Origin of the sequence: Ectobacillus ponti, from assembly GCF_024294785.1 — a bacterium.
Classification (GTDB): domain Bacteria; phylum Bacillota; class Bacilli; order Bacillales; family Bacillaceae_G; genus Ectobacillus; species Ectobacillus ponti.
Genome location: NZ_JANCLT010000008.1, coordinates 160,687 through 170,805, shown reverse-complemented (window position 1 = coordinate 170,805; position 10,119 = coordinate 160,687). Strand labels below are relative to the sequence as shown.

10 protein-coding genes, 4 tRNA genes and 1 other RNA gene are annotated in these 10,119 nt (G+C 51.8%); 2 read left to right on the top strand and 13 right to left on the bottom strand.

From position 1 onward, the window contains the following. Window positions 1–316: 316 nt before the first annotated feature. From NK662_RS15765 to NK662_RS15720, 10 genes are all read right to left on the bottom strand, one after another. Window positions 317–408, bottom strand: a tRNA-Ser gene (locus tag NK662_RS15765). Window positions 409–412: 4 nt separating this feature from the next. Beyond that, a tRNA-Leu gene (locus NK662_RS15760) sits at window positions 413–498 on the bottom strand. Window positions 499–531: 33 nt separating this feature from the next. Beyond that, an RNA gene (rnpB, locus tag NK662_RS15755) (RNase P RNA component class B) lies at window positions 532–905 on the bottom strand. Between the two features lie 19 nt (window positions 906–924). Beyond that, a tRNA-Leu gene (locus NK662_RS15750) sits at window positions 925–1,007 on the bottom strand. 5 nt (window positions 1,008–1,012) lie between these two features. After that, window positions 1,013–1,103: transfer RNA gene (locus NK662_RS15745), tRNA-Ser, on the bottom strand. A gap of 153 nt (window positions 1,104–1,256) precedes the next feature. Then, complete coding sequence (locus NK662_RS15740; protein ID WP_254759896.1) at window positions 1,257–1,937, bottom strand: anti-sigma factor; 681 nt, start codon at window positions 1,935–1,937, stop codon at window positions 1,257–1,259. Next, window positions 1,934–2,488, bottom strand: a complete 555-nt coding sequence (locus tag NK662_RS15735) for an RNA polymerase sigma factor (RefSeq protein ID WP_254759895.1) — start codon at window positions 2,486–2,488, stop codon at window positions 1,934–1,936. Before NK662_RS15735 ends, NK662_RS15740 begins: the two co-directional genes overlap by 4 nt. A 111-nt stretch (window positions 2,489–2,599) precedes the next feature. Beyond that, window positions 2,600–3,826: a S1C family serine protease gene (locus tag NK662_RS15730; protein WP_254759894.1), complete on the bottom strand. Its 1,227-nt coding sequence runs from the start codon at window positions 3,824–3,826 to the stop codon at window positions 2,600–2,602. A gap of 134 nt (window positions 3,827–3,960) precedes the next feature. Next, complete coding sequence (locus tag NK662_RS15725) at window positions 3,961–5,010, bottom strand: aminoglycoside phosphotransferase family protein (protein WP_254759893.1); 1,050 nt, start codon at window positions 5,008–5,010, stop codon at window positions 3,961–3,963. Further along, the gene (locus NK662_RS15720) at window positions 5,007–5,585 is read right to left on the bottom strand and encodes a GNAT family N-acetyltransferase (protein WP_254759892.1); all 579 of its coding nucleotides are present in this window, start codon (window positions 5,583–5,585) and stop codon (window positions 5,007–5,009) included. The genes NK662_RS15725 and NK662_RS15720 overlap by 4 nt, the downstream gene beginning before the upstream one ends. Window positions 5,586–5,774: 189 nt before the next feature. Between NK662_RS15720 and NK662_RS15715 the strand changes: the two genes are divergently transcribed. Together NK662_RS15715 and NK662_RS15710 are read left to right on the top strand one after the other, a co-directional pair. After that, on the top strand, window positions 5,775–6,566 hold the full coding sequence (locus NK662_RS15715) for a transporter substrate-binding domain-containing protein (protein WP_254759901.1): 792 nt from the start codon (window positions 5,775–5,777) through the stop codon (window positions 6,564–6,566). Window positions 6,567–6,582: 16 nt separating this feature from the next. Next, entirely contained in the window at window positions 6,583–7,221 is a 639-nt protein-coding gene (locus NK662_RS15710) for an amino acid ABC transporter permease (protein WP_254759891.1), read from the top strand. A gap of 23 nt (window positions 7,222–7,244) precedes the next feature. On the opposite strand, the gene NK662_RS15705 is transcribed toward NK662_RS15710, so the two are convergent. The 3 genes from NK662_RS15705 to desA all read right to left on the bottom strand — a co-directional run bounded on the left by NK662_RS15705 (window position 7,245) and on the right by desA (window position 10,110). Continuing rightward, window positions 7,245–7,847, bottom strand: coding sequence for a response regulator transcription factor (locus NK662_RS15705; RefSeq protein WP_254759890.1), 603 nt, complete (start codon window positions 7,845–7,847; stop codon window positions 7,245–7,247). 11 nt (window positions 7,848–7,858) lie between these two features. Beyond that, window positions 7,859–8,980 carry a sensor histidine kinase gene (locus NK662_RS15700; protein ID WP_254759889.1) on the bottom strand — a complete coding sequence of 374 codons (1,122 nt, stop codon included), beginning with the start codon at window positions 8,978–8,980 and terminating at the stop codon, window positions 7,859–7,861. Between the two features lie 101 nt (window positions 8,981–9,081). Further along, window positions 9,082–10,110: a Delta(5) desaturase DesA gene (gene desA, locus NK662_RS15695; protein ID WP_254759888.1), complete on the bottom strand. Its 1,029-nt coding sequence runs from the start codon at window positions 10,108–10,110 to the stop codon at window positions 9,082–9,084. Window positions 10,111–10,119 lie beyond the last annotated feature (9 nt).

Sequence of the window (10,119 nt, the reverse complement as noted above, 5' to 3'; positions counted from 1 at the left end):
TCATCCTGAGCCAGGATCAAACTCTCCATAAAAGTGTTTGTCTAGCTTCAAAAAATAAATGTTGACGTTTTGTGTTTCGTTCAGTTTTCAAAGAGCTTTTCTTGCTGACAAGATATTATCTTACAGCATCTTGCCACATTTGTAAATATCTTTTTTAAAAATTTCATTTCGCTCACTGACGAATCAGCGGCGGAATCAAAATATAACATAGGATTGATTGTTACGCAACCCCTATACTACAAAAACTTTTCACATGCCAACAGCATGACATAGAGTCTATTTCTATACCATTCATGATAAGAAAAGCTCCTATGTATGGCAGAGAAGAAGGGATTCGAACCCTCGCACCGGTATCCCGGCCTACTCCCTTAGCAGGGGAGCCCCTTACAGCCGCTTGGGTACTTCTCTATAATGGTGCGGGCGAGAGGACTCGAACCTCCACGGTGTTGCCACCACTAGCACCTGAAGCTAGCGCGTCTGCCATTCCGCCACGCCCGCAAATACAATTTGCACAGCCATTCAAATCAGCTTTCGTAAGCCGCGTTCTGTTCATGCTGCGCTGCAAACGGACTCTGTCCTCGCACAAGCATGGAGAATCATCTATCTCATGGCATATGCCATGGCGCCGGTGCGGTTCTGTTTCCCTGCCGGCGCTTCCCTGACCAATATTTAGGTTTCTCGCTCGTGGGGTTTACCTCGTTCCACCTCCGCCGTTTCCAGCAGAGCTTCGTCACTGTGGCACTTTCAGAGTAGTAAAGCCATATCCAACCGGACTTAGGCTTGTTCCCCGCCGTCAGCCAAAGGCTGCCCCGGCTTTCACCGGGCACGAACACTACAAGCATCACAGCTTGTGCGAGCACGGACTTTCCTCACGGAGCAAGAGCTCCGCGCGATTCTCTCGGGCTGATTTGAATGGATGCAAAATGCGGCTGAGAGGACTTGAACCTCCACGATGTTGCCACCACTGGCACCTGAAGCCAGCGCGTCTGCCATTCCGCCACAGCCGCATGTCTGGCGGAGAGCGAGGGATTCGAACCCTCGATACGCTTGTGACGTATACACGATTTCCAATCGTGCTCCTTCGGCCTCTCGGACAGCTCTCCGTATTTCCATCGTACTGATCTCGTTCAGCACATACTCATCATACATTATAAATCGCGTTTTTTAAATATATATTTCACTTGTACTTTTTTCCAGAAAGGATTCTTTTTCAAACACAATCGTCATGCACTGTAGAAAGCCGGAGATTCGGCTTTCTACAGTGCATGACTGAATATAATCGGACCCTCAGGCGCTTCATTTTCCGCATCAGGCTCGATTGTAATCGCAATCGTATCCCATTTCTCCTCCGGCACAGAGTAAGCCACCGCACCGTCCCCTTTCTCATTCGGCACAAAGGTGCCGGCACGGTACGGTTTTCCGCCCTTCAGCAGCCAGACTTGATACACTTGCTTTGACTGCAGCGCCTGTAAGCCGCTGGCCTGCACAAGCACTTCTGTTTTGTCCTTCTTCTTCAGCAGCATCGCCGTTGCCTCGGCATGCGTGGAATCTGCGGGCTGCAGACTGACAGTCCGGTCCAACTGATCTACGACCACCTGCTGTGGCGTGTCATTCCCTTTCATAAGCCAATATGCGTTGCCAAGCAGCGATACAAGCAAGGCCGCCGCCAACAGAGGCTTCTGCCATTCCGTCTTGCGCACTGCAGAAGCAGGCTGTTGCTCTGCCAGGACATTTCCCAGAATACGCTGCTTCATGCCCGCCGGGGGCTCCGCCTCTTCCACTGCATACGGCAGACCTTCCGTTAGTTCCGTCCACTCCCGCAGCTCTGCCTGACAGCTCTTACAGGAAGCCAGATGGCTTTCGAAGTTCACCTGCTCTTCGTCTATTAATGCTCCGTTAAAATAGTCCAACAGCTTTTCACATTGCTCCTGTTTCACTGCTTCATCCCCTCCCGTCCCAGTAGATGTTTCCGTAAGTGCTGTAAGGCCAGCCTGATTCTCCCCTTTACTGTGCCAAGCGGGATTTGGCACACGTCAGCAATGCTTTGCTGAGACATAGCCTGAAAATAGAAGAGGTCGACAATTGCCTTTTGCTCTTCTCCCAGCTCTGACATGGCCTCCCGCAGCCGCGCCCCTTCTTCCTTCCATTCCACAAGCTCTTCCACACCCGGCTCCTGGCTGGCCAGAGCTTCCGGCACCTCTGCCATCTGCAGCGTTTGTTTATTTTTGCGCAGCAAATCAATGCTGGCATTACGTGTGATGGTTAACAGCCAGGAAGAGAATTTTCCCTTCGTGCTGTCATAAAGCCCCTTTTTTGTCCATAGCTTCAAAAACACATCCTGTACAGCCTCTTCCGCAAGCTCCTTCCGGCCGGTCATCCGGTAAGCAAAGGAAAACAACAGCTTTTCATATTTATCGTACAGCTGCTCCAGCGCCTGCCTGTCACCCTGCAGAACGCTCTGATACAGACTTACATCTTGATCGTTCATACAGCTCTCCTTTGTCATCATAATTCCAATTCACTTCAGTATAGCATGCGGAAACATAAAAGATGTGTGCGCCCCAACAGAAAAAGCACCGCTGCAGCGATGCTTCTTTTCTTATTTCATTTGCGGTGTGAGCGACAAACTCATTTGCTTGCCGTCACGGTAAATTCCCAATGTCACTGCTTTTCCGCTTGTTGTTTTTGTATATAAATATTTACGCAGATCCGTCACAGTTCCGACTGCCGTGTTATCAATGGAAACAATGACATCCTTGGCCTTCAGCCCCGCCTGCGCTCCCGGTGAACTTCCTTCCACGCTTGTTATGACAATCCCTTTCTCCAGACTGGAGGGAACAACCAGCTCCCCGCTCTGTATATACTGCGTCAGTTCACTGAGATTTTTCAGGCCCACCCCAATATACGGGCGCTCCACCTTTCCACTTGTCATCAGCTTTTCCACAATTGGAACCACATCTGCACTCGGAATGGCAAAGCCGAGGCCTTCCACACCTGTTTCGGAAATCTTCATGCTGTTGATGCCGACAACCTGTCCGGCACTGTTAATCAGCGCGCCGCCGCTATTGCCCGGGTTAATGGCTGCGTCCGTCTGGATGACATTCATATCCCATTGTCCTGCAGAGGTGGATACAGGGATGCTTCGGCCGGTACCGCTCACAATCCCTTGTGTCACTGTACTGGACAGGTCCAGCCCAAGCGGATTGCCGATGGCAACAACCTGTTCTCCCGTCTGCAGCTTGGAGGAATCGCCGAAGCTTGCTGCCTTGGCGGCATACTTGCTGTCCATTTTAATAACAGCAAGGTCCGTCAGGGAGTCCGCCCCTACAATTTGCGCCGACACCCGTTTTCCATCCGTCAGAGCCACTTCAATCTTGTCAGCTCCTTCGACAACGTGGTTATTTGTGACGATATAGGCCTCATTGCCGGATATTTTGAACACGACGCCTGATCCGGTGCCGCTATCCTTGTCGCTGCTGCTTTCCTGGTAAAAGCTGCTTGCTTTCTGCATGTTCACAACGCCCACAACTGCCGGCTTCACCTGATTAATGGCGGAAATTAAGTCTGTTGCAGCAGCCGCTGTCTGCTGCACTTCTGCCTTCGGGGTCTCCTGCGCCGGCTGAGTCTGGTTCTGCTGCACCTGGTTCAGCTGGGCCGTTGTCTGCTTGAAAAATCCCGGAAGCAAACCGCTCTGCTCCAAAACGGGAGCGCCATATATGGTCAGCATTCCCCCGATTACAGCTCCTACTATAGAAGAAGTGAGCACGGTGAACGCTCCTCCTGATTTTTTGACCGGCATGGGTTTCTCTTGTTCTTGTATATACATTATGGATGGCTCCTCTCCTGGAAATCTTCTTGTTGCTCCAAGTATGACAGCCAATTCTTAATTCTTACTTAAAACAGTCCAAGGGTAACATGTATATAAAAAAGGGCAGCGACGGCTGCCCTTTCCCATTTTCCTTAGTATGAATACAGCTTCGAAAAGATCTGGAAGCGCTCTGCCGCAAGTGCAACATCCGGGGCCAGAAAACCGGCCGCGCTGTCCGCCCAGCCTACCTGCTGCAGGAAGTACAGACTCTGGCGGCTGTACAGGAGAGGCGCCAGGCACATCGCAATATTGAAGATGCACAGCCGCTCCTCCTGCGGATACGGCAAATGCAGCGCATCCAGATAGGATTCAATGATCTCCTGTTCTTCTGCGGTCCACCGGGCATCCTGTCCAGCCTGCAGGTGTGTCCGGGCATCTGCCAGCAGCTTGCTTAATGAAAAGAACGGCAGTGTAACCACCGCTTCCTCCCAGTCAAAAATCAGCCGGCCGCCGGCAGTCAGAACAACATTTCCGGTATGCAAATCCAAATGATACAAAGACAGGGGACAATCAAAATGGGAAAGCACTCTGCAGGCCTGCTGCACTTGCTCCCGCAGCCTTGGAAGGGTTGCCTCATCCGCCAGCAGCTTCAGCTGCTGCTCCGGAATGTGGAACTGTTCCATCAGCTGTGCCGCGTTTTGCCGCCACTCGGGCTGATACACTGCTTCCAGCCTGTCCAGAAAAGCAAGACAGGCTGCCTGCACCTCCTCTACACGGAAAAGAGGCACATCCGGCTTTTCTTGCTTGATCAGGGCAGCAGCCTGGTTTTGAATCTCAGCCAGCGCCACCGCCGTCTGCTGAAAGTCCGCCAACGCCTTTTTACTCTCCAAAGCCGGAGGAAAAGGCTCAAACAATAGCCATGTCTGGTCTCCAATCGTCTCTCCGGCAACCAACTTCGGAACCTGGACGGAATGCAGCCTTCCCAGAAGCCTGTAAATGGCCGGTGAGGTCTGGAAAACCGGCAGAAAGCCAATTTTACAGACATACTCCCGGTCTCTCGCATGAAATGCAGCCGTGATCCCCCAAGCATTCGAGCGAAAAATCTCCGTTGGACCCGCAATACTTTCAGCGCCGGTTACACGCTGCAGCCAGTCCTTTACCGACTGCAAAGATACCTTCTGTTCCTGCCATTCCTGTTTCATTCCGCCTCTCCTTTACGCTGTGCCAGCCAATCCCCGCGCAGCAAGGAGAAGCAGCACTGATCTATATAGCCATCCCCGGCGGATGCGTAGCCGCGCAGCACGCCGTCCTTCTGGAAGCCGACAGACTCCAGCAGCTTCATGGATGGCACTGCGTCCGGATTTGTGAATGCCTCCACCCGATAGAAGGCGGCTTCCTCAAAGCTGTAGGCAAGAAGGGCTTCCATAATCTCTGTCATGTAGCCCTTGCGCCAATATGGTTTGCCTAAGTCGTAAGCAATCTCCACCCGTGAGCCTCTGTTCGTCTCCCATCCATTGTAGCCGCAGGTGCCGACCAGCTGGTTGTCCTCTTTACGAACAATCCCCCAGCGAAATGCGATTCCTTTTGCAAACAAATCATTCATGAAGCGGATCAGGCCCTCTGCCTCCTCTATGCTTGCGAACGCTTGAACCCCCATATCCCTTGTCACATCCGGATCAGACAGGTTGGCCAATACAGCCGGCGCATCGTCCGACTCCATGCCGCGCAGCAGAAACCGCTCTGTCTCCAAGCGGGGAATTGCTTGAAATAGTCTCATATAAATGTCTCCTCATCCTCTTCAGTTCTTCCAAATCATACCACAGTCCGCAGGCGGCTGCGTTATGGATTTGTTCCTTTCTTTGGACATATTCGGAGGCATTCCGCATACATTTAGAACGGAACATGCCCTGGCGCGCGGGGTGTACAACGCTCAGTTTGCACTGAGCTTTTTCAGGAGGTAATCATGATGAAACGAAGTCGCATTCTCCCCCTCATCCTCATGCTGACGGCAGCAATCCTGTTGTTTGCGGCCTGCGGGACGACGAAGGAAGCAGCTGCCCCGGCAAAGGACAAGAAGCCTGTATTTACATTCGGCATGAGCGGCTTGTATAAGCCCTTCAACTATCGCGAAGGCGGGAAGCTGGCTGGATTTGATGTAGAAATTGGCGAGGCGCTTGCGGAAAGAATGGGCATGACACCGAACCCGGTTACAAATCCATGGGAAACCATCATCCAGGGCCTGCAAGCGAAAAAATATGATGCCATTCTCGGCAGCATGGGCATTACCGAAGAACGGAAAAAAAGCGTGTCCTTCTCCACCCCTTATTACCGCTCGGGCGCACAAATTTTTGTGGCCAAGGACAATACCGGCATCCAAACGCTGGAGAGCTTAAAGGGCAAGAAGGTCGGCGTTGTAAAAGGAACGACCTTCCGGGCCTTGGTGCAGCCGTATGCCGGCCAAATTGTGGACTATGACAGCGACATTACCGCGCTGATGGATATCCCGACAGGACGATTGGACGCTGTGGTGACAGACCAAATGGTGGGCCTGCGCATGATGAAGGAAGGCAACGACAAAATCAAGGATGCCGGCCAGCCGCTTTCCACCGATGAAATTGGAATTGCCGTGCGCAAGGAAGACAAAGAGCTGCTTGAAAAAATCAACAAAGCATTGGATGAAATCATCAAAGACGGCACATACGACACCATCAGCCAGAAATGGTTCGGCCGCAGCATCCTCGGAACCAAACAGCCATGAGCAAGGACCGGTCCGGATGATTGATATTCTGATTGCAACATTCTCTGTATTCCCTGCGGCAGCGCTGTTGACCCTGAAGCTGACCCTTGTATCGCTGCTGCTCGGGTCGGCTGTAGGTCTTGTCTTTGCCTTTCTGCGCATCTCAAAATACAGAATGCTGCGGGCGCTTGCCCACGGCTATATCGGCCTGGTGCGCGGCACCCCGCTGATTGTACAAATCGCCATTTTGTATTTTGGCATTTCGTCTGTCGTGGTCCTGTCCCAATTTTGGGCCGGGGCACTGGCGCTCGGAATTCATAGCGGCGCCTACATCGCCGAGATTTTCCGCGGAGCCATCCAGTCCGTTGACCGGGGGCAAATGGAAGCATCCCGTTCGCTCGGCCTGTCTTACGCGCAGGCCATGCGGCATGTGATTCTTCCCCAAGCCTTCCGGTGCTCCATTCCGCCGCTTGGCAATCAATTCATCATCGGCCTGAAGGACTCCTCTCTCGTTGCCTACGTCGGCATGGCAGAGCTGTGGGGCAGCGGTTTAACGGAAGCCGCCTCCAACTTCCGCCAGCTGGAAACATACATGGTAGTGGGATTATACTATCTTGTGCTCATCCTTCTATTTACGTATCTCGTTGGCTTGCTGGAGAAGCGTTTGGGGACTTGAATAAGAAAAGGCTGGCTCAAGTATCACTTGAACCAGCCTTTCTCTTTGGACTGCGTAATGGCTTCAATCCGGTTTTTCACTTCCAGCTTATCCAAAATCGTGGAAATATAATTGCGGACCGTTCCGGCTTTAATCCTGAGCTCATCCGCAATTTCCTTCGTATTCTTGCCGTCGGCAACCAGTTCCAGCACTTCCTTCTCCCGGTCGGTCAATGGATTTTCTGTCGTGCCGTAAGCATCCTCAATCAGCTCAGGCGCATAAATGCGTCTGCCGGCCATGACGCTGCGGATGGAGTTGGCCAGTTCTTCACTCGGGCTGTCCTTCAGCAGGTAGCCGCTGACCCCCGCCTTTAAAGCCCGCTGAAAGTAACCGGTACGGGCAAAAGTGGTTAAAATAATGACCTTGCACCCAAGACCTTTGATTTCTTCGGCAGCCTCCAGCCCGCTCTTGCCGGGCATCTCAATATCCATGATACAAACATCAGGCTGAAGCTTCTTGACAAGCGCCACTGCCTCTTCTCCATTCGAGGCTTTCCCGACCACTTCCATATCCTCCTCCAGGCTGAGCAGCGAACCGAACGCGCCAAGCAGCAGCTTCTGGTCTTCCGCAATCACAATCGTAATCATGGTTCTCCCTCCTAATCCGTCTGTTTCACATCATTGGGAACCCTGAGGATGAGGGTCGTCCCATTGTCCGCCAGCAGCTCCAGGCTGCCATTCACAAATTCCAGCCGCTCCTTCATCCCCACAAGCCCATGCCCCTGCGACAGGCTCTCAGCCGTCCCTTTAAAGATGCCGTTATCCCGGACCTCGATAATGATTTCCTTCCATGTCTGCTCGATGGAAATCCAGCATTGCGTTGCGCCGCTATGCTTTACAATATTCGTGACGGCTTCCTTTAAGCACATGCTTAATATATTCTCTGTCAGCAGAGATACATTCGTGAGCCGCAGCTCCTCCACCCCGTTCAGCTGGATTTGCGCCGCCTCCAGCAGCTCCTCCACCCGGACAAGCTCATCCTTTAAGCGGATGCCCCGCATGGAGGACACCATCTTCCGGACCTCATTGAGGGCCGTACGGGCAGTTTGCTGAACATCCTTCAGCTCGTTGCGCGCCTGCTCCGGATTTTTCGTGATCAGCCTTCGCGCCAAGTCGCTTTTTAGACCAATGAGGGAAAGCTTCTGCCCCAATGTGTCATGCAGGTCTCTGGCAATACGCTGCCGTTCCTCCAATTTCACCAGCTCGGCAATCCGCTTATTCGCATCCTCCAGCTTTTCCTCCAGCTGTCCCATTTCCTTCCGATTGCGGATGGTGAAGGGCAGCAGAATAATGCTGATCCACACAATCACCACAAAGGGCAGCTGCTTCAGGAAGAAATTTTCCTGCAGAATGATATTGTAATTGATTGAAATGGAGGTCCCGATTAAGTGAATATAATACAGGACAAGAAAGGCCGTGCGATTTCGAATATTGCCGATCAGATATGCCAGGAAAAAGGCGAAGTAAATGTAGCTGAACACGTAAAGCGCAGTCAGGGAAAGCACAATCAGGATGCTGGTCCAGACATAAATGCTCCAGCCTTTGGCAATAAAAGCGATACGGTAAATTACAAAGAAGACAAGCGTCAGCAGAATGCCGGCCGCAATCTGGAGCGTGGACGACGCCTGCAAAATGAAGTAAAACGGCAGAATGCTGAGGATGGTCCAAATATACGGGGAAATCCCACTGTTCTTCAAAAAGCCAACATATCTTCTAATCATATCGAGACCTCATTTATGGAATGCTTTTCTCTATTGTAGCACGAACAGCCCCTGCTATATGCCGGAAGCGCTCGTCTTCGACACATAGAGGGGCTGATTTGCTACGGCTTTGTTTGGACGGAGACAGCCTTCACGTTCTTCAGCTGCTTCAGGTAGCTGAAGCCTACGAAGTTGTTGCTCTCCTCATCCCACAGACGGAACTTCAGGGACTGCAGGCTTGTTGCCAGCGTAACCGTCGGAACATGCGCCAAATCCGCTGTGTTGTAATGGGCTGCTTCCAGTTTATAGTTTGGCACGCGCGGGCTCAAATGGTGCACATGATGGAAGCCGATGTTGCCGGTCAGCCATTGCAGCAGCTTTGGCAGCTTATAGAAGGAGCTTCCTTCCACGGCAGCCAGCACATACTCCCAGCGCTCATCCTCTTCAAAGTAGGAATCCTCAAACGTATGCTGTACATAAAACAGCCAAATACCAGCCGCTCCGGAAATCCAGAAGATGGTGCCTTGCACAAGCAGGAAGGACTGCCAGCCAAGCAGGTAGCAAAGCAGAGCCACAATGGCAACAATGACAACATTCGTCAAATACGTGTTCAAGCGCTCATTCATGCGTGCGCCTTTCCGGTTGAAACGGTTTTTAATGACAAATACATAGATCGGACCAAGCACAAACATTACAAACGGATTGCGATAGATACGATAAGCCAGCTTCGTCATCGGCGTTGCTGCCAGATACTCATCCACAGTCAGCATCCAAATATCGCCGACTCCGCGTTTGTCCAGGTTGCCGCTTGTTGCGTGGTGTACAGCATGGTCATGCTGCCATTGGTGATACGGAAACAGTGTCAAAATTCCCGTGATTGTACCAAGAACCTTATTGGCCGTGCGGCTCTTGAAGAAGGAATAATGACAGCAATCGTGAAAGATGATGAACATCCGTACCAGGAATCCAGCGGCCACCACAGCGATCGGCAGCGTCAGCCAGTAAGAAACAGACAGACTTTGATAGGCAAGCACCCATAGCACGAAAAACGGCACAATGGTATTGAAAATTTGTCTGACACTATCTTGTATATTTGCCCCTTCATAAGGCGCCATTTGTTTACGCAGTGCAGCTTGTTTTTGCTTCGACATGTGTACCCA